At 69.0% G+C, this 20,839-nt stretch carries 18 protein-coding genes; 9 read left to right on the top strand and 9 right to left on the bottom strand.

Going from position 1 to position 20,839, the window contains the following annotated elements:
- Positions 1-106: 106 nt before the first annotated feature.
- Positions 107-1,987 carry a Xaa-Pro dipeptidyl-peptidase gene (locus tag ACTMTF_RS18735; RefSeq protein WP_441111838.1) on the top strand — a complete coding sequence of 627 codons (1,881 nt, stop codon included), beginning with the start codon at positions 107-109 and terminating at the stop codon, positions 1,985-1,987.
- Positions 1,988-2,040: 53 nt separating this feature from the next.
- Here the strand turns inward: ACTMTF_RS18735 and ACTMTF_RS18730 are convergent, their stop codons facing one another.
- Positions 2,041-3,276 carry a M20 family metallopeptidase gene (locus tag ACTMTF_RS18730; RefSeq protein WP_441111837.1) on the bottom strand — a complete coding sequence of 412 codons (1,236 nt, stop codon included), beginning with the start codon at positions 3,274-3,276 and terminating at the stop codon, positions 2,041-2,043.
- 517 nt (positions 3,277-3,793) lie between these two features.
- Here ACTMTF_RS18730 and ACTMTF_RS18725 point away from each other — a divergent pair.
- Positions 3,794-5,197 (top strand): peptide ligase PGM1-related protein, encoded by a 1,404-nt coding sequence (locus ACTMTF_RS18725; protein ID WP_441111836.1) that lies wholly within the window; start codon positions 3,794-3,796, stop codon positions 5,195-5,197.
- Here ACTMTF_RS18725 and ACTMTF_RS18720 read toward each other — a convergent pair.
- Complete coding sequence (locus ACTMTF_RS18720; RefSeq protein ID WP_397008165.1) at positions 5,160-5,360, bottom strand: SCO4848 family membrane protein; 201 nt, start codon at positions 5,358-5,360, stop codon at positions 5,160-5,162. The genes ACTMTF_RS18725 and ACTMTF_RS18720 overlap by 38 nt on opposite strands.
- Positions 5,361-5,458: 98 nt before the next feature.
- On the opposite strand from ACTMTF_RS18720, the gene ACTMTF_RS18715 reads away from it, so the two are divergent.
- Entirely contained in the window at positions 5,459-6,601 is a 1,143-nt protein-coding gene (locus ACTMTF_RS18715; protein WP_441111835.1) for a D-alanyl-D-alanine carboxypeptidase family protein, read from the top strand.
- On the opposite strand, the gene ACTMTF_RS18710 is transcribed toward ACTMTF_RS18715, so the two are convergent.
- Positions 6,590-7,555, bottom strand: a complete 966-nt coding sequence (locus ACTMTF_RS18710) for a YihY/virulence factor BrkB family protein (RefSeq protein ID WP_441111834.1) — start codon at positions 7,553-7,555, stop codon at positions 6,590-6,592. The two genes, ACTMTF_RS18715 and ACTMTF_RS18710, sit on opposite strands and share 12 nt — an antisense overlap.
- Before the next feature lie 244 nt (positions 7,556-7,799).
- On the opposite strand from ACTMTF_RS18710, the gene ACTMTF_RS18705 reads away from it, so the two are divergent.
- Positions 7,800-9,050: an ATP-binding protein gene (locus tag ACTMTF_RS18705; protein ID WP_441111833.1), complete on the top strand. Its 1,251-nt coding sequence runs from the start codon at positions 7,800-7,802 to the stop codon at positions 9,048-9,050.
- A gap of 35 nt (positions 9,051-9,085) precedes the next feature.
- Here ACTMTF_RS18705 and trpS read toward each other — a convergent pair whose 3' ends face one another.
- Together trpS and ACTMTF_RS18695 are read right to left on the bottom strand one after the other, a co-directional pair.
- Positions 9,086-10,090: a tryptophan--tRNA ligase gene (gene trpS, locus ACTMTF_RS18700; RefSeq protein WP_441111832.1), complete on the bottom strand. Its 1,005-nt coding sequence runs from the start codon at positions 10,088-10,090 to the stop codon at positions 9,086-9,088.
- 14 nt (positions 10,091-10,104) lie between these two features.
- Positions 10,105-11,418 carry a hemolysin family protein gene (locus ACTMTF_RS18695; RefSeq protein WP_441111831.1) on the bottom strand — a complete coding sequence of 438 codons (1,314 nt, stop codon included), beginning with the start codon at positions 11,416-11,418 and terminating at the stop codon, positions 10,105-10,107.
- 86 nt (positions 11,419-11,504) lie between these two features.
- On the opposite strand from ACTMTF_RS18695, the gene galE reads away from it, so the two are divergent.
- Together galE and ACTMTF_RS18685 are read left to right on the top strand one after the other, a co-directional pair.
- The gene (gene galE, locus ACTMTF_RS18690) at positions 11,505-12,452 is read left to right on the top strand and encodes a UDP-glucose 4-epimerase GalE (protein WP_441111830.1); all 948 of its coding nucleotides are present in this window, start codon (positions 11,505-11,507) and stop codon (positions 12,450-12,452) included.
- A gap of 68 nt (positions 12,453-12,520) precedes the next feature.
- Positions 12,521-12,646, top strand: a complete 126-nt coding sequence (locus tag ACTMTF_RS18685; protein WP_397008151.1) for a hypothetical protein — start codon at positions 12,521-12,523, stop codon at positions 12,644-12,646.
- Positions 12,647-12,676: 30 nt separating this feature from the next.
- Here the strand turns inward: ACTMTF_RS18685 and ACTMTF_RS18680 are convergent, their stop codons facing one another.
- Positions 12,677-13,651 carry a malate dehydrogenase gene (locus ACTMTF_RS18680; RefSeq protein ID WP_441111829.1) on the bottom strand — a complete coding sequence of 325 codons (975 nt, stop codon included), beginning with the start codon at positions 13,649-13,651 and terminating at the stop codon, positions 12,677-12,679.
- Between the two features lie 54 nt (positions 13,652-13,705).
- Entirely contained in the window at positions 13,706-15,712 is a 2,007-nt protein-coding gene (locus tag ACTMTF_RS18675; protein ID WP_441111828.1) for a serine/threonine-protein kinase, read from the bottom strand.
- A 338-nt stretch (positions 15,713-16,050) separates the two neighbouring features.
- Here ACTMTF_RS18675 and ACTMTF_RS18670 point away from each other — a divergent pair, with 338 nt between their 5' ends.
- From ACTMTF_RS18670 to ACTMTF_RS18660, 3 genes are all read left to right on the top strand, one after another.
- Positions 16,051-16,464 carry a VOC family protein gene (locus tag ACTMTF_RS18670; protein ID WP_397008145.1) on the top strand — a complete coding sequence of 138 codons (414 nt, stop codon included), beginning with the start codon at positions 16,051-16,053 and terminating at the stop codon, positions 16,462-16,464.
- A gap of 239 nt (positions 16,465-16,703) precedes the next feature.
- Positions 16,704-18,353 (top strand): hypothetical protein, encoded by a 1,650-nt coding sequence (locus ACTMTF_RS18665; RefSeq protein WP_441111827.1) that lies wholly within the window; start codon positions 16,704-16,706, stop codon positions 18,351-18,353.
- A gap of 306 nt (positions 18,354-18,659) precedes the next feature.
- Positions 18,660-19,169, top strand: a complete 510-nt coding sequence (locus ACTMTF_RS18660) for a hypothetical protein (RefSeq protein ID WP_441111826.1) — start codon at positions 18,660-18,662, stop codon at positions 19,167-19,169.
- On the opposite strand, the gene ACTMTF_RS18655 is transcribed toward ACTMTF_RS18660, so the two are convergent.
- Both ACTMTF_RS18655 and ACTMTF_RS18650 read right to left on the bottom strand, forming a co-directional pair.
- Complete coding sequence (locus ACTMTF_RS18655; RefSeq protein WP_441111825.1) at positions 19,166-20,191, bottom strand: polysaccharide deacetylase family protein; 1,026 nt, start codon at positions 20,189-20,191, stop codon at positions 19,166-19,168. The two genes, ACTMTF_RS18660 and ACTMTF_RS18655, sit on opposite strands and share 4 nt — an antisense overlap.
- A gap of 410 nt (positions 20,192-20,601) precedes the next feature.
- Positions 20,602-20,839 (bottom strand): hypothetical protein (locus tag ACTMTF_RS18650; protein WP_441111824.1); only part of this gene is annotated, 238 nt, incomplete at its 5' end.

Raw genomic sequence — 20,839 nt, 5'->3', positions numbered from 1 at the left:
GCCTCCTGCAAGTTTTACCGAACTTTGGGTCTCGCCAGCACTTCGTCCACGGACGATCATGTCAGGGATTCCCACCAACGGTGGAAATATCGTCTGGAGTCCCCTCATGCATCCCTGGAAGGCACTCGCCGTGCCGCTCGCGGCGGCCATGGTCCTGACCATGTCCGCCGCGCCCGCCATGGCGACCATCCCCGCCATCACGGTCGCCGACAACGCGACCCAACCGGTCTTCTCCCGCGCCGACGCCATCAAGCAGACGGTCTTCGTCGAAGTCGCGGGCACCGACAGCGACAGCGACGGCAAGCCCGACCGCGTCGCCGTCGACATCCTGCGGCCCAAGGAGACCGACCAGGGCCTCAAGGTCCCGGTGATCATGGAGTCGAGCCCCTACTACGCCGGCGGCAACGACGTGGCCAACCACCCGGTGGACGTCGACGAGCACGGCAACCCGCTGCCCAGCACCTTACGCTCGGCCGGCAAGATGAGCTCGGAGCCGTTCGACAGCTACTACGACAACTACTTCGTGCCCCGCGGGTACGCCATCGCGCTGGTGGAGAACATCGGCAGCGGCCGCGCCACCGGCTGCCCCACCACGGGCGCCCCCAACGAGACCGCAGGCCCCAAGGCCGCGATCGACTGGCTGAACGGCCGGGCCAAGGGCTTCGACGCCGACGGCCGGCCCGTCCAGGCGACCTGGTCGACCGGCAAGGTCGGCATGATCGGCGTCTCCTACAACGGCACGCTGCCCAACGCGGTGGCCGCCACCGGGGTGAAGGGCCTGGAGACGATCGTGCCGATCGCCGCGATCTCCTCCTGGTACGACTACTACCGGGCCAACGGCGGTGTGCTCGCGCCCGGCGGCTTCCAGGGCGAGGACGCGGACGTGCTGGCCAAGTACGTGCTCACCCGGGAGAACGGCCAGGAGGCCTGCGGCGCGGTGATGGACCACCTGACGGCCGCGCAGGACCGGATCACCGGCGACTACAGCCGCTTCTGGGACGACCGCAACTACCTCAACGACGTGCGCAAGGTCAGGGCCAGCGTCTTCCTGGTGCACGGCCTCAACGACTGGAACGTCAAGACCAAGCAGGCCGCCCAGTGGTGGGAGGCCCTCGCCGAGCGGCGCGTGCCGCGCAAGATCTGGCTGCACCAGGGCACCCACATGAACCCGTTCAGCCTGCGCACCGCCGAATGGCTGCGCCAGCTGCACGGCTGGTTCGACCACTGGCTGTACGGGATCGACAGCGGCATCATGCGGGAGCCGCAGGCCGACGTGGAGATCGCCGCCGGCCGGTGGGGGCAGCACGCCTCCTGGCCGCTGCCCGGCGCCAGGCCGGTGCGGCTGTGGCTGGGCTCGGGCGCCAAGCTGAGCCCGCGTCCCCGCGCCCATTCCGGCCGCGAGTCGTTCACCGACCAGAAGACCCGCACCGCCGAGCAGCTCGTGGAGGCCGCGCCCGCGCCGGATCCGAACCGGCTGGCCTACCTCACCGGCGCCCTGCCCACGGACGTGCGCATCTCGGGCACGCCCACGGTGTCGGTGCGGGCCTCGATGAAGAACGGCTCCTCGCCGTACCTGACGGCCCTGCTCGTCGACTACGGCGAGGACACGCGCCCCAACGGCACGCTGGTGCCGACCGGCGAGAGCTACTGCTACGGCCAGGGCGTCCCGGGTGACACCGGGTGCACGGCGCTGCGCGAGCTGGGCACGGAGGCGACCCCGTACAAGATCGTCACCCGTGGCTGGCTGGACGTCCGCAACCGTCACCGGGCCGACCGGTCCGTGCCCGTCAGGCCGGGCAAGGAGTACGGCTTCAGCTGGGACTTCCAGCCGCAGGACTACGTGTTCAAGAAGGGGCACCGGATCGGCGTCGTGATCATCTCGACGGACTACGACTACACCCTGCGCTACCCGGCGGGCACCGAGGTCACGGTGTCGACCGGACACTCGTCGCTCAAGCTGCCGATCGTCTCCGGCCGCTTCTCCTGAGACACGACGGCGGCGAAGGACTCACGTGAGTCCTTCGCCGCCGTGCGCTCAGGTCAGGCCAGTGCGGAGGTGATCTCGTCCGCCGACGGCAGGTGGCCGCCCTCGAACAGGGCGGTCAGCGCGGTGGTGGCCATGAGGCGGACGCCCATCGCGATGGCCCGCTCGTCGATGTCGAACGTGCCCTGGTGGATGTCGTAGGTGATGCCCGTCTCCGGGGAGCGGGTGCCGAGCCGGGCGAACGCGCCGGGGATCGACTCGAGGTACCAGGCGAAGTCCTCGCCGCCGAGCGACTGCTGCGCCGGCACCACCGCGCCGGCGCCCAGGGCGCGGGTGGCGGCCTCGGCCAGCATGTCCACGCTGAGCTCGTCGTTGACCACGGGCGGCACACCCCGGGTGTAGTCCATCGTGGCCTCGACGCCGTAGGCGCCGGCGACGGACTCCAGCAGTGCCTTGATCAGGTCGGGGGCGGCGTGCCAGGCGTCCTCGTCCAGGCAGCGCACGGTGCCCTCGGCCACGCCCACGTCCGGGATGGCGTTGGCGGCGGTGCCGGCCTGGACCCTGCCCCAGACGAGGCTGAGCGAGGAGCGGGGGTCGACCCGGCGCGACAGCGCGGCGGGCAGCTCGGTCAGGATCTTGGCGAGGGCGAAGACCAGGTCGGCGGTGAGGTGCGGCCTGGCGGTGTGGCCGCCCGGCCCCGACACCCTGATCACGAGCTTGTCGCAGGCGGAGGTGATGGGCCCGGCCTTGAGCCCGACCTGGCCGACGTCGATGCGGGGGTCGCAGTGGAGACCGATGATGCGCTCCACGCCGCTGATGCCGCCCTGGGCCATGACCTCCAGCGCGCCGCCGGGAAGCTCCTCGGCGGGCTGGAAGATCAGCCGCACCCGGCCCGGCAGCAACCCGGCCGCGGCCTGCTGGGCCAGGAAGAGCGAGGTGCCGAGCAGGATCGCGGTGTGGACGTCGTGGCCGCACGCGTGACAGGAGCCGGGAACGGTGGAGCGGTAGGGCAGCTCCTTCTCGTCCTGGAGCGGCAGGGCGTCGATGTCGGCGCGCAGCGCCACGATCGGGCCGTCGCCGCCGCCCACGTCACAGATCACCCCGGTGCCGCGGGGCAGCACCGTGGGGACCAGCCCGGCGGCCAGCAGCCGCTCGGCGATCCGCTGAGTCGTGCGGTATTCGGCGAAGGCCAGCTCCGGATGCATGTGCAGGTCGCGGCGGAACGCCACCAGATCCTGCTCCGTCTCCGCCAGGAACGCGTCGAGTTCCCCTCGAAGCTCACGTCCCTGCATCTGTCACCATCCCGTCCTATGCCATGCGATGACAATGCCCGGCATCGCACCGCTCATAGCGCCATTTTCCGTCATTTGTCCCACTGCGCGCGGAGGCTGTTCGGGTCGGAACAGCCGTCCGGCCAATCAGATGCCACACCCACTGGTTTCGGTGCCAAAAAAAGATCGTCAGCACGGGGTCGCGGATCTCGGCCGCCTGAAGGGTGGACAACCGCCGCAGCCCGGAAACACAGCGGTCGGCCGTGGAACCTGGCGATGCTTCGACTTTATCGCCCTCACGGGGCCTCGCGGCGCCAACTACACCAAAAGTTAGCCGACTGCGTGCCCGTAACCATGGATCGTCACGCTCTGTGACCGTACGCCTGACCCGAATATGGTCATAACGGATCATTAATTGGTGACCCGATGTCGCTACTTCCAAACGTGGTCAGCGATTCCGAATCGTGTGACCTTACGTCATGGTCATGACACTACCGCGCTGGCTGCATTTGCGAATAATGCGTGTTTCACTCGCTATATGATCACTAACATCCCGTTCGGGGAGAAGTATGCCAGGTTGAGCATCTTCGAGCCGGGCGAGGGGACCCTGGTGGTCGTACCCTCGCTGTCTCTTCCGCAGGACGAGCTGCGCCGTATCACCGGAGCGCGCTATTACGAGGAGCGCCTGCTCTTCCTGCTCATGACGCTCCGCCGGCCCAAGGTCAAGGTGGTCTACCTCACCTCCGCGCCGATCGATCCGGAGATCGTCGACTACTACCTCGCCTTCCTGCCCGACCCGGAAGAGGCCGCCAAGAGGCTGGAGCTCATCAGCCTCGACGAACCGCGTCTCCAACCCCTGACCAGAACGTTACTTTCCTGTCCCGATGTCCTGGATCGGTTACGTTCGGTCATCGAAGGTGACGCATGGCTCATCCCGTTCGTGCGCAGCGAGCTGGAGGAAGAACTCGCCTCGTCACTGAACGTTCCCCTCTACGGTCCCGCCACGACGCTGGCCTACTACGGCTCCAAGAGCGGCTCGCGCGAGGTGGGCACCGCGGCGGGCGTGCCCATGGCCCGCGGCTTCGGCGACCTGCGCACGCTGACCGAGATCGAGGACGCGATCGAGTCGCTGCCGGGCGAGCGGGTGATCGTCAAGCTGAACGACGGCTATTCGGGGCTGGGCAACGTCATCCTCGCCAAGGACGACCGGTCACGCAGCAGCTTCTCGGCCGCCGGGGAGACCTGGGCCAGCTTCACCGGCAAGGCCCTGGAGCGGGGGGCCGTCGTCGAGGAGTACATCGAGCACCGGCCGCTGTTCTACCCCAGCGCGCTGGCCCGCGTGACGCCCGGCGGGCACCACGAGGTGCTCGCCACCCACGACCAGGTGCTCGGCGGCCCCAACGGCGACGTCTACCAGGGCTGCACCTTCCCGGCGGCGGAGAAGTACCGCGCCGACGTGAGCGCCTCGGCGGACAGGATCGCCGAGGTCCTGGCGGGCAAGGGTGTGGTCGGGCTGTTCGGCATGGACTTCTTCGCCATGAAGACCGATGCGGGCTACGCGGCCCTGCTGTGCGAGATCAACCTGCGCATCGGCGGCACCACCCATCCCTACGGCGCGGCGCTGCTGGCCACCGGGGCCACCTACGACCCGGTCACCGGCCTGCTCATGGCAGACGGCCGGCCCAAGCACTACACCGCGACCGACAACTGCTCCGCCTCCTGCCTGCGCGGGCGGACGCCGGGCGAGGTGGTGCGCACGGTGCAGCGGCTCGGCCTGGGCTACGACCAGGAGACGCGCACGGGCAACGTCTTCCACCTGCTGGGCGCCCTCCCCGAGCACGGCAAGCTGGGCTTCACCTCCATCGGCGACTCCCGCGACCAGGCCGACGAGCTGCACGCCCGCACTAAACGCGTCCTCTGCGGAGACCTCGCACCCCGATGACCAGGAGCACGATCGCCAGGACGACGTTGACCGCGATCAGGATCCCGTGGACCACGTAGAAGCTGGTCGCGTGCCCGTCGGCCAGGTTAAACCCCAAGTTGATCCACTCGAAGACCATGAACACGCCGAGTGCGATGAGGAATCCGGCGATCTTTCGTGACATGCCACTCTCTCTAGCGTTGAAGGCAGACCATCGGGGGATGTGTCGCCGCATGGGCAACAACACGAAGCTACGCTGAGACCGCAATGTGGACGAAACTGGTGTCTGCCACGGCACTCCTCACCGCGGTTACTCTCGCCGGCCCCGTCATGGGAGCCGCTCTGGCCGCGCCGACCCCTCCCCCGGTGGGCGGCGACTCGCTCGGCAGTCGCGGCCTGGTCAAGCCCGCGGGCATCAAGGCGCCACCGAAGACCAAGGCGACCTCGTTCGTGATCGCCGACCATGAGACGGGTCAGGTGCTCGCGGCCAGGGACGCCCACGGGCGTTACCTGCCCGCCAGCACGCTCAAGATGCTGACCGCGCTCACCCTCATCCCCAAGCTCGACAAGAACCTCACGGTCAAGCCGAGCCGCAACGCGGTCAACCAGGAGGGCAGCGCGGTCGGTCTGCGGCCCACGCCGATCTACAAGGTCGACGACCTGTTCAAGGCACTGATGATGTCCTCGGGCAACGACGCGGCGATGGCGCTGGCCGAGACCAACGGCGGCCTGGACCAGACCATGAGCGACATGAACGCCGAGGCCAAGCGCCTGCAGGCCAACGACACCGTGGCGATCACGCCCAGTGGGCTGGACAAGCCCGGGCAGAGCAGCTCGGCGTACGATCTGGCGCTCATCGCCCGAGCCGGCCTGGCCAACCCCGATTTCCGCCGATATATCAGTACGAAGAGCGCGAAGTTCCCGGCGCCGAAGAAGAAGTTCTACGAGATCAGCAACCACAACAAGCTGCTGTGGCGCTATAAGGGCATGATCGGCGTCAAGAACGGCTGGACCTCCAAGGCCCATGGCGCCTTCGTCGGCGCGGCCACCCGCGACGGCCACACGATCATCGTCTCGATCATGAGGCACAAGGGCTACTTCTGGGACGAGGTCACCAAGCTGCTCGACTGGGGCTTCACCGCCAGGGGCAAGGTCACCCCGGTCGGGCAGCTCGTCGACCCGCTGCCCGAGCAGGCGGCTCAGGCGCCGGTCCAGCAGGCCGCCCCGACGATCAGCGCGCCGGCCGTGGCGCCCTCTGTGACAGGCTCCGGTACGACCGCCGCCAGGCCGCTGCTCGACCACGCCGCCTCCGAGCAGACCGTCACCAGCCGCACGCTGGGCTCGGCCGTCATCGGCGGCGGGCTGCTGTTCGGGCTGGTCTGGCTCGGGTACGGCATCCGCCGCAGGCGCCGGTCACGACTGTGACGCCTGCTCGGATGCCTGCTGGGCGGCTCCCTGGGCCGACGACGGGACGGGTGACGGCGAGGGCGGCGGGGTGAGACCCGCCGTGGCGGTCCAGGCGGCCACGTAGAGCACCAGCCGGGTGGAGACGTTGATCCAGATCAGCAGCCCGACCATGACCGCGAACGCGCCGTACACCGGATTGCCCAGCGTCTGGGCCAGCAGCAGCGACGCGATCTGCTTGAGCGCGCCGAAGCCGACCGCGCCCAGCAGCGCGCCCTTGGCGATCACCCGGAACGGCTGGGCGAGCCTGGCCACCCAGCCCAGCAGGATCACGAACAGCACCCAGTCCGCGCCCACGCTGCCCAGGAGCCCCACGAGCCAGGTCGCCGCCGTGACCACCGGTGAGCTGTCGCCGAAGAGGAAGAGCGCGACGTTCCTGGTCGCCCGCGTGGCCAGCCCACCTGCCAGCACCGACACGATCAGCGTCACGCCCAGCATCAGCAGGGAGAGCAGGTCGCGCAGCTTGCCGAGGAAGAAGGTGAGCGGCGGCGCGGTGGTCATCGAGATCTCCCGCAGCGCCCCGCGCAGCGCGTCCACCGCCCCCAGGCCCGCGTAGAGCAGCCCGAGCAGGCCGATGATCCCCGCGGTCGCCTTGGCGTCCTCGACGGATCTCAGATCGAGCCGGTCGGCCAGACCGGGCAGCTGCTCCAGGATCGCCGCCCGCAGGGCCTGCTCCACGCTCTGGTCGAACACCAGCAGGTAACCCAGCAGCGCGAAGGCCAGCGCGAGCAACGGGAAGAACGACAGGAACGCGAAGTAGGTGACGGCTCCCGCCAGCCGGTCGCCCGACTGCCCCTGATAGCGCTGGACGGTCCTGATCAGGTGGTCGAGGAACGGCCTGCGCACACGCCAGTGCTCCATCAGCCGGCGTCCCCGGCTCTTGGCCGCGTCGATCCGCTGGGTCAGGCTCGCCATCACGGTGCCTCTCAGGTCCCCATATATCGGCAGACCTGCCCTGAAGCGAGCTTCTGTATCCACCGGGCGAACTTTTCTACCACGCCCCACACCAGGCCGCCACAACCTCCACCGGGCCCTCACGCCTACAGTGTGAACAATTCGGCAGATTTAAAGTGGGATCTTCGGCAGATCTTAAGACCCAGGCTCGGCAGATTTAAAGCAGGACCCACGGCAGACTTAAAAACGCAGCTAGGCTGGACACATGCGAGAAGCCATCGATTACCTCCCACGACGTGCGGCTTCCCTGGTGTACGAGGCCTTGGACGACACACGCGTGGTGGTCATCAACGGTGCCCGTCAGGTGGGTAAGAGCACCCTGGCCGAGAGGGTGTGGCGCAACGCGCCGAACGGCATCGCGCGCTTTCTCGACGATCCGACGGTGCGCGTATCAGCGCACGACGACCCGATCCGATTCGTGCAGCATCCCGGTCTCATGCTCATCGATGAGGTGCAACGCGTTCCGGATCTATGGCTCGCGATCAAGCATGTCGTGGATCGGGATCCCCGTCCTGGACGGTTTCTTCTCACCGGCTCTGCCCGGCTTCTTGGCCTGCGCAGTCTCCCTGACGCGCTACCTGGCAGGTCCGAGACCATCGAGCTGTGGCCACTGTCCGTGGGGGAGATCGACGGGCACGAGGATGGATTCGTCGACGCGTCGTTCGATCAGGGAGCCGACCTGCGCAGCGAGTGGCTCGGGCTGCGGAAGCAGGACTACCTGGCCCTGGCGGCACGTGGCGGCTATCCGGAAGCCGTCAAGCGGACCGCTCCGAGGCGTCGGCAGCGCTTCTTCGAGGCGTACGTCGCGGATCTGCTCGCGCGCGACGTCCGGCAAGTAGCCGATATCGCGCGAGCGAGCGAGATGCGCCGCCTCATCTCCCTCCTGGCGGGTCAGACCGCCGGCCTCCTCAATATCAACAGGCTCGCGAACGAGTTGCAGGTATCCAACCCGACCGTTCGTCACTATGTGGACATTCTGGAGACGATCTTCCTGGTCCGTCTCCTGCCCGGCTGGTCGGCCAATGCCACCACGCGTGCCGTCGCGACGCCTAAAGTGATCTTCGTCGACCCCGGGCTCGCCGGCTACCTGACGACCGGCACCGGCGCGGCGCCGTTGGGCGGCCTCTTGGAGAATTTCGTCCTCAGCGAGATCTGCAAGCAGCTCACCTGGTCGAACACTCCCGCACGGCTGTTCCACTACCGGGACCGGGATCAGTACGAGGTCGACGGTGTCATCGAGAACAACGCGGGCGAGATCATCGGTATCGAGGTCAAGTCAGCGGAGACCGTACGCAGTGAGGATTTTCGGGGGCTTCGGCTTCTTCAGCGGCGCCTGGGTGACCGCATGCGAGCGGGGTTCGTTCTCTATTGCGGGTCGGAGTCGCTGAGTTTCGGGGACGGGCTGACCTGTCTTCCCATCTCCGCCCTGTGGACGACACGCTCCGGGGAGGAGTGACGGGGGCGGGCTGTCAGGGCCCGCCCCCTACGGCGTCAGAGGGTGGGGAGGAAGCCGACCCGGTCCCGGACCTCGGCCATGGTCCGGCGGGCCACCAGGCGGGCGCGCTCGGCGCCGATGGCCAGCAGGCGGTCGAGCTCCACCTCGTCGGCCAGGAGCTTCTCGGTGCGCTCGCGGATCGGCGTGAACGTCTCGACCACGGCCTCCGCCACGTCCTTCTTGAACGTGCCGTAGCCCTGCCCCTCGTAACGGGCGACCAGGTCGGGGATGGCGGTCCCGGTGAGCGCGGACTGGATGCGCAGCAGGTTGGAGATGCCCGGCTTGTTCTCCTCGTCGAAGAGCACCTCGGACCCGGTGTCGGTGACGGCGCGCATGACCTTCTTGCGCAGCGGCCCCGGCTGCTCCAGGACGTCCAGGATCCCCCCGGGACTGGAGGAGGACTTGGACATCTTCGCCGACGGGTCCTGGAGGTCGGTGATCTTCTCGACCTCCTTGAGGATGTACGGCTCCGGGATCGTGAAGGTGTCGCCGAAGCGGTGGTTGAAGCGCTGGCCGAGGTCGCGGGTGAGCTCCAGGTGCTGCTTCTGGTCGGCGCCCACCGGGACGCTGTTGGCCTGGTAGATCAGGATGTCGGCGGCCTGCAGGATCGGGTAGGTGAACAGGCCGACGCTGGCGGCCTGCTCGCCGAACTTGGCGGACTTGTCCTTGAACTGGGTCATCCGGGCGGCTTCGCCCATGCCGGTCTGGCAGATCAGGATCCACGCCAGCTCGGTGTGCTCACGGACGTGCGACTGCACGAAGACCGTGGAGCGCTCGGGGTCGAGCCCGGCGGCGAAGAGCTGCGCGGCGGCGACCCGGCTGCGGCGGCGCAGGGCGGCGGGCTCGGTCGCGACAGTGATCGCGTGCAGGTCCACCACGCAGTAGAAGGCGTCGTGGGTCTCCTGCAGCGTGACCCACTGACGAACCGCACCCAGGTAGTTGCCCAGGTGGAAGGAGTCCGCTGTGGGCTGGATGCCGGAGAGTACACGAGGTCTGGCCATAGCAGGCAATTGTGTCAGGAATCCTGTTCGGGAGGCGACTCGACCGGCCCCCGGCGTTTCACTCTCACCCTGGCGATACGGCGGCCGTCGAGCTCGGTCACGGTCAGCTCGAAGCCGGGCACCTCGACCCGCTCGTACAGCTGGGGGACGTGCCCGAGCATGGCCATGACGAAGCCGCCCAGCGTCTCGTAGGGCCCGTCGGGCAGCCGGATGCCGGTCTCTGTGGCGAAGTCGTTGAGGTTCGTCAGGCCGTCGATCTCGATCTCGCCGGCGGGCAGGATCACGGTGTCGTCCTCGATGTCGTACTCATCCCTGATGTCGCCGATGAGCTCCTCGACCAGGTCCTCCATGGTCACGATGCCGGCCGTGCCGCCGTACTCGTCGATGACGATGACCATGTGCTGCCCCTCGTCGCGCATCTCCGACAGGGTCGTGAGCAGGCGTTTGGAGGCGGGCACGAACTTCGCGGGCCTGATGGGCACCAGCTCGCTCAGCGGCTCGGTGCGCCCGGTGAGCACCGGGTCCAGCAGGTCCCGCACGTGCACGAACCCGATGACCTCGTCGTAGGACTCACGGTAGACGGGGAAGCGTGAGTGCGGCAGCCCGGCGGCCAGCACCGCGGCCTCGGCCAGCGGCGTGTCGGCCTCCATGAACTCCACCTCGGTGCGCGGCAGCATGACCTCGCGCAGCTGCCGCTTGCCGGCGGCGAACACCTCGGCGATGAGGTTGCGCTCGTCGGGGGTCAGCTCGGCGTGCCCGACGACCATGTCCCGCAGCTCCTCGGTGGTCACCTCCTCCCTGTCGGCCTTCGGGTTGCCGCCGAGCAGCCTGACGACGCCGTCGGTCGACCTGGACAGCGCCCAGATGACGGGGCGCGACAGGGTGGCGAGGCTGTCCAGGAACGGGGCGACGACCAGCGACAGCCCCTCGGCCCGCTGCAGGGCCAGGCGTTTGGGCGCCAGCTCTCCGAGCACCAGGGAGACGTACGAGATGGCCAGCGTCACCAGCACGAGCGCGAGCAGGGGGGAGACCGCGGTGGGCACCCCCCACCCCTCCAGGACGGGAGAGAGCTGCATGCCGAGCCGGTCGGCGCCGAAGGCGGCAGAGAGCATGGTGGCGACGGTCACGCCGATCTGCACGGCGGACAGGAACCGGTTGGGATCGCGGGCGAGCTTGGCCACCCGCTCGCCACGGCGACCGAGCTGGGACAGCTTGCGGACCTGGCTCTCCCGCAGGGAGACCATGGCCATCTCGGCGCCGGCGAAGAACCCGCCGACCAGGATGAACAGCAGAACCAGGGCGATGTTGGCCACGACGGTGTCAAACATGGTGTTTGGCAGCGTACTCGGCGGCTTTCCCGCGTATGCTGAACGCCAAGCCGTACAAAATCAAACATATTCAGACAGGAGTGAACATGAGGCTGCTGGTCACCGGAGGTGCCGGATACGTCGGCAGCGTCGTCGCCGCCCAGCTCATCGAGGCCGGTCATGAGGTGACGGTGCTCGACGACCTGTCCACCGGGCACGCGGACGCGGTGCCGAGCGGTGCGCGGTTCGTCGAGGCCCCGATCACCGACGCGGGCGGCGCGCTCGACGGGGCGGACGCGGTGCTGCACTTCGCGGCCAAGTCACTCGTCGGAGAGTCGGTGCAGAAGCCGGAGCTCTACTGGGCCAACAACCTCGGCGGCACGCTGGCGCTGCTGGAGGCCATGCGCGAGCGCGACGTACGCAAGATCGTGTTCTCCTCGACGGCGGCCACGTACGGCGAGCCGGAGCGGGCGCCGATCCAGGAGAGCGACCCCACCCGGCCGACGAACCCCTACGGCGCCTCCAAGCTGGCCGTGGACACCGCCCTGTCGGCGTACGCGGGGCTGCGCGGCCTGGGCGCGGTCAGCCTGCGCTACTTCAACGTGGCCGGCGCCTACGGCCACTACCGCGAGCGGCACGCCGTGGAGACCCACCTCATCCCGAACGTGCTCAAGGTCGCCACGGGCGAGCGGGAGTCGGTCAGCGTGTTCGGCACCGACTATCCGACGGCCGACGGCACCTGTGTGCGCGACTACGTGCACGTCTCCGACCTGGCGCGCGCGCATTTGCTGGCGCTGGAGGCCTGCGAGGAGGGCGAGCACAAGGTCTACAACCTGGGCAACGGCACCGGCTTCTCGGTGCAGGAGGTGATCTCGGTCTGCCGTGAGGTCACCGGGCACGAGATCCCCTCGGTGGTCGGCCCGCGTCGTGCCGGGGATCCGGCGGTGCTGGTCGCCTCGTCCGAGAAGATCCAGCGTGAGCTGGGGTGGAAGGCCGAGCGGACCTCCCTGCGGGACATCGTCTCCGATGCCTGGGATGCGCTTTCCGGCAATTGACCGTGTACCGGCGCTAAATTTATGCTCTGATACGAAATGTGAGGAACTTTTCACCAAGGGTTACGAAGGTGCTGTTCGGCATCCTCGTCGTGCTCGCCAGCATGACGGTCGCCGCCGGGGTGGTGTTCGCGACACCCGACCCCACCCCACGCGGCCCCGCGGCCACCCACCCGGCCACCCCCCTCCAGCCGTAGGGCCGGAGATGGGCCGGGTGGGCGAAGGTGTCAGATCAGGCCCAGCTCGCGGACCGCGTCGCGCTCCTCGGTGAGCTCGCGGACGGAGGCGTCGATGCGCTCGCGGGAGAACCCGTCGATCTCCAGCCCCAGGATGATCTCGAACCTGCCGTCCACGGCGCGGACCGGGAACGACGAGATGAGCCCCTCGGGCACGCCGTAGGAGCCGTCGGACACGACCGCGGCCGAGGTCCACTCCGTGCCGTTGACCCAGTCATGGACGTGGTCGATGGCCGCGTTGGCGGCCGAGGCGGCGGAGGACGCGCCACGGGCCTCGATGATGGCGGCGCCGCGCTTGGCCACCGTCGGGATGAAGGTGTCGCGCAGCCACTCGGGGTCGACCTGGTCGGCCGCGATCTTGCCGCCGACCTCGGCGTGGAAGAGGTCGGGATACTGCGTGGCGGAGTGGTTGCCCCAGATCGTCAGGTGCTTGATCTCGGTCACCGGGACCTGCAGCTTGGCCGCGAGCTGCGACAGGGCGCGGTTGTGGTCGAGGCGGGTCATCGCGGTGAACCGGTCGGCCGGGACGTCCGGCGCGTTCTGCTGCGCGATGAGCGCGTTGGTGTTGGCGGGGTTGCCCACCACCAGGACCTTGATGTCGTCCGCGGCATGGTCGTTGATCGCCTTGCCCTGCGGGCCGAAGATGCCGCCGTTGGCGCCGAGCAGGTCACCGCGCTCCATGCCGGCCTTGCGCGGCATGGCGCCGACCAGCAGCGCGATGTTCGCGCCATTGAAGGCGACGTCGGCGCTGTCGGTGATCTCGATGCCGGACAGCAGCGGGAAGGCGCAGTCGTCGAGCTCCATCGCGGTGCCCTCGGCGGCCTTCACCGCCTGCGGGATCTCCAGCAGGCTCAGCTTGACCGGGACGTCCCGGCCCAGCAGCTGGCCCGACGCGATGCGGAACAGCAGCGCGTAGCCGATCTGACCGGCTGCTCCGGTGACGGTCACCTTGACGGGCGTGGCCATGGCCTTCCCCTAACTCGCAGGTAGATTCACTGACTTTCGGATGTTACCCGGTCGTCATCCGCAGGCTTTCATCGCGGGCACCTTCGACTCCGGTGTGAACTCCACGTTGGCGAAATGTTTCTTCATGAGCTGCTCGACGAACCCGGTGCGGTAGAGGTCGGCGATCACGCCGTTGATCGCCTTGCAGGTCTTGACGTCGCCCTCCTTGAGCGCGACGGCGTAGCGCTCGTCGTTGAGCTTGGCGCCGAGCACCTTGTAGCGCTGGTTCTCCCGGCTGGCGAACCCGGCCAGGATGAGGTCGTCGCCCGGCACCGCGTCCACGCCGCCGCTCCTGAGCAGGTCCATGCACTCGGCGTAGTTGCCGGCCGGGACCGGCTCGACCTTCACCCGGTCCTGCACGAAGCCGACGGACGGGCTGTTGACGCCGCAGATCTTCTTGCCCTTCAGGTCGTCGATCGAGTCGATGGACCCGGTGCGCACCAGCAGGTCCTGGTGGGCGAGGTAGTAGGGCCCGGCGAACTCGACGTCGTCGTCGTTGACGGAGTAGGTGGCGATCACCATGTCCACCCGGCCCTCGGCCAGCGCGCCGGCCCTGTTGCCCCTGGACACGGCGACGAAGTCGGTCTGCTCGGCGCCCAGCTCCTCGGCGATCCGCTTGGCGAGGTCCACGTCGAACCCCTCGAAGTCGCCGCCGCGCAGGAGGCCGACGCCCGGCAGGTCGCCCTTCACCCCGACCACGAGCTTCCCGGTCTTGGCGACCTTGTCCGCCACGGACGAGTAGGCGGCCGAGGGCTGCTCGTCGAAGGGCTCCTCCCCCGCCGTGTCGCCGAAGAGCGCCGGCGGCCAGCCGTTCGCGACGGCGAGCACCGCCACCGCCACCGCCGCGGCCACGACTAGGGCCAGCGTGGCGGCCAGCGCCACCCACCACCTCCGGCGCCCGCGCCGCGCGGGCACCGGTGCCGGCGCGCCGCCGCCGATCTGCTGGTACGGCGCCGCGTCGCCGGTCTCCTGAACCGGGGTGCCGCCCCTGTGCTGGTACGGCCCGCCTCCGGTGTGCCGGGACGGGGTGCCGCTCGTCTGCTGGTGGGCCATGCCTCCGGTGTGCTGGGGCGATGTGGCGGGGGCGGGCGGGGCCACGGTGCCGCCGGTCTCCCGCTTGGCGAGCGTCGGCGAGACCCGCATGAACGGCGTGGTGTCGTCGCTCGCCACCTGCACGCCCTGGGTCAGCACGGCCGTGGAGGCGCCCACGGTCTCGGGCTGGCCGAGCAGCCGCAGCAGGATCTGGTCGGCGGACGGCCGGTCGGCGGGCGACTTGGACAGGGCCGCGCGCACCACCCCGCGCAGCGGCTCCGGCATCATCCCCACGTCGACCTCGTGGTTGAGGATCCGGTTGAGCACGGCGGCGATGGAGCTGCCCTCGAACACGGACGTCCCGGTGGCCGCGAACGTGATCGTCGCCCCCCACGAGAACACGTCCGTATAGGGCCCGACCTCGTCGCCGGCGATCTGCTCCGGCGCCATGTAGGCGGGCGTCCCGATGGCCCTGCTGGTGATGGTCCCGCTCGAGTCGATGATCCGGGCGATCCCGAAGTCCACCACCCGGGGCCCGTCGGCGGCGATGAGCACGTTGTCGGGCTTGAGGTCGCGGTGGATGATCGAGGCGTGGTGGATCGCGGTCAGCGCGGTGGCCGTGCCGATGGCCAGCCGGTCGAGCACCGTCCCGCGCAGCGGCCCCTCGCTGTCGATGATCTCCTTCAGCGCCGGGCCCTCGATGTACTCGCTGGCGATGTAGGGCGTGTCGCCGTCGAGGTCGGCCTCCATCACCCTGGCCGTGCAGAACGACGCCACCCGCTTGGCGGCCTTCAGCTCTCTGGCGAAACGGGACCGGGCGATGGTGTCACCGGTGAATTTCACGTGCAGCAATTTGACGGCCGCGCGCTCGCCCTGGTCGTTGATGCCCAGGAAGACGATGCCCTGGCCGCCTTCACCGATCCGCCCGGACAGCTCGAACGACCCCAACTGGGTGGGATCGCCGGCTACGAGCGGCGAGATCTGCGGCATTCATCTTCCCCACGTGTGCACAAAGCCCGACCACGCAAACTTTACGACGCCGGACTACTTCCCAGAGAACTGTTAACCGTTCGTGACGTCACGGTTTGCCGCGCACCTGTCAGGAATGGTGACACACACCCCATTTCATCGCACCAGCGCGACGTACATCCTCTCAGTTCTTCTCCTTGCACCGCCGCGCGCCCTGAGCAGCCGGCCCTGGAAGGTGTCGCCGACCCGGCCCCGCCGACGTCGGCCGAAGCGAGCACGAATGGAGAAGCGCCCGGTACGGGGCCGTTTGTAGCGTGTCTCGCAGATGCATCATCCCTCGCACACCAAGGAGACACGACATGAAAGCGCACGTCAGCTCGATCCTGCTCGGCGTCCAGGACATGGACCGGGCCAAGCGGTTCTACACGGAGGGGCTCGGCTGGAAGATCAAGGACGACTACGGCGTCTCGGTGTTCTTCGAGTCCGACGGGGCCTCCCCCGTCGGCTTCTACGGCCGCGACGGCCTGGCCGACCAGGTAGGCACGAGCCCGGAGGGCAGCGGCTTCAGCGGGCTGGTCCTCACCTACGTCGTCCGTAGTGAGGCGCGGGTCGACGAGATCCTCGCGGAGGCGGAGAAGGCCGGCGCCACGGTCCTCAAGCCCGCCGGCGCCCTGCCGTGGGGCGGGTACGGCGGCTCCTTCGCGGACCCGGACGGCTACATCTGGAGTCTCGGCTACAGCTCTCACGGTACGGACCAACCCTACGCCGAGTAGCCACCGCCCGACTGACATCGGCCGCCTCCGCGGGGTCGTAGCCGGCCATCCGCGTCTCTGGTGCACCGATCACCGTCAGGTGGGTGGTGGTGAGCCGCAGCTCGCCGACCGCCGCTCTCGGCGCCATTTCCCCGGGTGGCCAAAGGCAGTGCATGGTATCAATCACATTTCTCTTAGTGGCGGCGACGGGGTCGATATTCGCCTATAGAGGCGTCCGCGCACCCGTTCAACGGGCTGCCGTGGACAACTTCGCGGACCGCCACATGCTGGTCGTCACGGCGTTCAGCGTGGATCGCATTCTGCGCCACCTGCATGTACGGCAGCGGTTCATGTGGGCGGGGGCGGGAATCGGGTCGGGTTTCATGCTCGCCGGATACACCACCGATTCCTTCCGCGGCGGCCTTTACCTGGCATTCAGCGGCTGGTTCCTCAGCATTGTCACGGCGGAGTTGCGATTCGCCCGGGACGGCGGGCGTATTCGCCGGCCCATCGGCGTCATGCTCGCGCCGCCGCTGCTCACGCTCGCCTGGCGAACGGCGGCCGTCCTCGCGTCCGCCGTCGCGCTGAGCGCGGTGCTGCGTTCGTTCTGGCAGGAGGTCGCGGTCACCGAACGGCTCTGGGCGGTCTGCACCCTCGGCGTCGTGCTCGCCGTGGAGCTGCTCGTCATGGGCCTGAACAGACGGGAGCCGGCCGCCGGGCCCGCCGACCTGGTCGCCAAGGTGGCGATCCGGTCCAACTCCGTGCGCACGCTGCTCGCGGGCGGCACGATCGTCGCGCTGTGGATCGCACCGGGCAGCGGACTGCCGGAGATCCCCTACGCGTTGAAGGTGATCGGCTGGCTTCTCGCCTTCGGACTTCCGACGCTGGCGGTGGTGAAGGCCATGGCCCCGTGGCGACCCACCGGCCGCAGCCCGGCGGCGGCGAAGGCCGTGGCCACCTCGCGCCCGGTGGACGTGCTGCGGGCTCTGCGCCTGGCGTCCGGGCGGCACTGGCCGGTGCTCGCCTCGGCGCTGCTCGCCGTCGGCCTCGCCACCGTCACGCCGTACGGGGAGGTGGAGCCGCCGGACGAGCGGCGTGCCGCCGCGGGGGCCTTCAGCGGACCGGCCCGGTACGCGAGCCGGTCGACGAACGAGTGGAGACTGTACGCGGACGACGGCACGGCGACGGAGGACGGTCATCCCCTGGTCCAGGCCCGCGCCGACGTGGGCCCCGGCAGGACCGCGCCCCTCGCGCTCAGCGGCGACGGCCTCCACGTCGTCTACCTCGACGACGCCACCGGCCGCCTGGTCATGCTGGACCTGTCCAGTGGTGTGACGCACGAGCTCACCGACCCGCTGCCGCGCGGGTCCGCCCCGACCCCGGCCATCTCCCACGACGGCCGCTACCTGAGCGTGACCACGCCCACCGGGGTGGAGCTCGTCGACACCCGGACGAACTACCGGACGAAACTTCCCGAGATCCACCGTGTGCTCGGCTTCGGCCCCGGCGGCCTGGTCGCCACCACCGGCCGTCCGGCTCTGCCCGGCTCCCCCGACACCGAGCTCCTGACGCTGGACCACCGGGGCGACGTCCGTACCCGCGTGCCTTTCGACCCCACTCTGCGCCCGCACGTGTCCCTGGACCCACGGTCCCTGATCATCACAACGGACGACGAGGTGATGACCATGGACGCGCGCACCGGCCGGGTCCGCGAGCGGACGCGGCTGCGGCTCCCCAAGCACTACGGACCGCCCGAGCCGCTCGGATGGGCCGAGGACGGCCGCGTCCTGATCGAGATCGACCCGGAGGACGGCGATTCGGCCGAACACCACCTCCTGGACCCGGCCACCGGCAGGACCGGCCCGCTGCGGGACATCCCCACCGACGCCGTCTTCGGCAGGTGGCCATGAGGCGACCCTGGCGTTCCGCCACCGCCACCGCCGCCGGACTCGCCGCCGCCGTCGTGGCCGCCGTCGTGGCCGCCGTCGTGGCCGCCGCCTGGGTGGTCGCCCCGCTCTCGGCGGAGCCGCCGGTCCGGTTCATCACCCCGAAGGCGGCTGCGGCGGCGCCGGCCCAGCCGCCCGAGAAGCTCGACGGACCCACGACCGCTGCCGTGCGGTACGCGTACAAACCCTCATGTATGGAACAGACCGGCCCCTGCCAGAACTGGACCCTCGTGACCATGACAGGGGAGCGGTGGTGGGTGCCCGGCGCCGATGCCCGGGGGCGCGGTCGTCGGCTGGACCACGGAGGGCCTCGTCCTGGCGTCGGAGAAGACCACGACCACCAGGCCCGGACACGTCTCGTCGATCTCGTACGTCATCCGCTCGCCCACGGGCGAGGCCGTCCAGCGGATCGAGTTGCCCGGCAACCTGAGCGGCGCCCTGCCGTCCCCCTCAGGGCGCCTGATGGCCACGCTCGCCGACGAGGTCACCCCGCAGAACGTGGTCAACGCCGGCGTCGTCCTGGTGGACCCCACGACGGGCCGCACCGCGCGCACCGTCGTCCCGCGCCTGCCCACCGGCCGTCAGGCGGCGGCGATCGTGCGCTGGGAGGGCGAGGACGCCCTCGTGGTCAGGTCCGCAGGCCGGTGGCGCGACACCGCGTACCACGTCCTCGACCTGGCCACCGGGACCACGCGGCCGTTCGACGTCCGGATGGCCGACGTGGTGAACCTGCCCTTGGACCCGGTGGCGCTCGCGGTGCTGATCGGCCGCGTCCGCTAGTACATCAGCGAGCGGGCCTTGTACGACGTGCGCAGGAACGGGTTCTTGAACTTCGGGTACGCCACGGTCGCCGGGTCTCCGTCGGAGGTGTAGCGCATGTCCGGGTTGGCCTTCAGCCAGTCGAGCCAGGCCGTCGAGCAGAACTGCGCGCAGTCGCCCTTCTTGTCCATGGCGCGGATACGCGGGATGCCGAGCGGGTCATAGGACTTGCTGTACGGCGACGGCGCGGGCGTGTAGCCGGCCAGGAAGGCGGCGCGGTGCTGGTAGTGGGGACCGCGCAGGGCCCATTCCTTCTTGTTGGGCTGGTTGCCGTACGGCAGCGCGATGGAGACCGGCTTGGTCTGGGAAAGCGAGGTGATCGTCTCGGCGATGCTGCCGATCTGCTCCTCGACCTGCTGCTTGCTGCGCCCGCGCAGGTTGTGGTGGTCGCGGGTGTGGTTGCCGATGTCGAAGCCGTTGTCCCTGAGCCAGATCAGCAGTTGCGACTGCTCCTCCCGCTTGCTCTTGCCGAACATGTCGCGGGTGACGTAGAAGGTGGCGACCGGGCGGAAGCCCGGGTTCTTGGCGGCCACGTCCTGCAGGATCGCGATCGCGGTGTCCTTCTGCGGCGTGCCCATCGCGTCCAGCGTGAGCTGGCTGGGCGAGGAGTCGTCGAAGGTGAGGACGACCGGGTGCTTGCCCGCCGGGATGTCGATCTTGCCGGTGACGAGCTCCGCTGCCGTGATCGGCACGTAGCCGTCCTTGACCAGCCGTTCGAGATCCTCGCGGAACTTCGCGGGCGTGCGGTCGTCGGTGGTGGCCGGTTTGGGGACGATGCGGTGCCACATGAGCACCGGGATCTGCCCCAGTTCGTTGGCCTTGACCTTGGCCGCGGCCGCTACCTTGGCGGCCTTGCTCCGTTGCAGCTTGGCGGCGGCCTCCGCCTTGGTGTCCTTGACCTGGGTCACCGGCTCGGATCCGCACCCGGAGAGGATCGCAGCGACCACGACCACACCCACGCCACTGATGAAAGGCAGTCGCATTCGAACCCCCCGAAACGCGTACGACTGGTTACGGAGAGCTCTTACCCAGGTGATCAACCGTGCCACGCCAGCGATCATCAAAGAGATGGTCTTGACCCGCACAGAAAAGGGCCGCCCGTAGGCGGCCCTCCACGTGAGACGGCTCAGGCCATCTTCTTCTTCAGGGACTATTGAGCCGTATCACCGACGTCGTGAGGTGCCTGCCATGCCCAGCGTTGGCCTGTCACAGAGTCGTCAATCTCGGCCATCGGTTGTCATCTCTGGCCAGCGACGGACGGCCCACAGACGGCCCAGCAAAGGAGCTGCCTTCACGCTGTTGCGTTCGCCGCGCTCACCGAGAACGGTGGCAGGGGGCGGCCTACTTCATCATCAGGTGGAGCGCTACAGCGACTGCGAGGCCCGCTGCGGGACTACCGGCGACGAAGCCGGCGCATCTGGCCGCTGATCGTCATCACCCCTCCAACTCCTTCAGCATCACTGCAAAGACAGGCGCCCCCGGCAAAGGGGTTCCGCCCGAAGTCATCTCTCGATGCCGGGTGACCAGGCGTATTCCCGACGTATTCCACGCTGCTGCCGACGCGTGCAACGATCACTCCGGTGAACCTCGGGCCGCCGGGATCGCTCATGTCAGAAGCCTCGTCAGAGGCC

The sequence above is a fragment of the Nonomuraea sp. ZG12 genome (assembly GCF_052068115.1).
Taxonomy (GTDB): Bacteria; Actinomycetota; Actinomycetes; order Streptosporangiales; family Streptosporangiaceae; genus Nonomuraea.
Note: the sequence above shows the minus strand (reverse complement) of the source record. Positions and strands in the feature narration are given on the sequence as shown.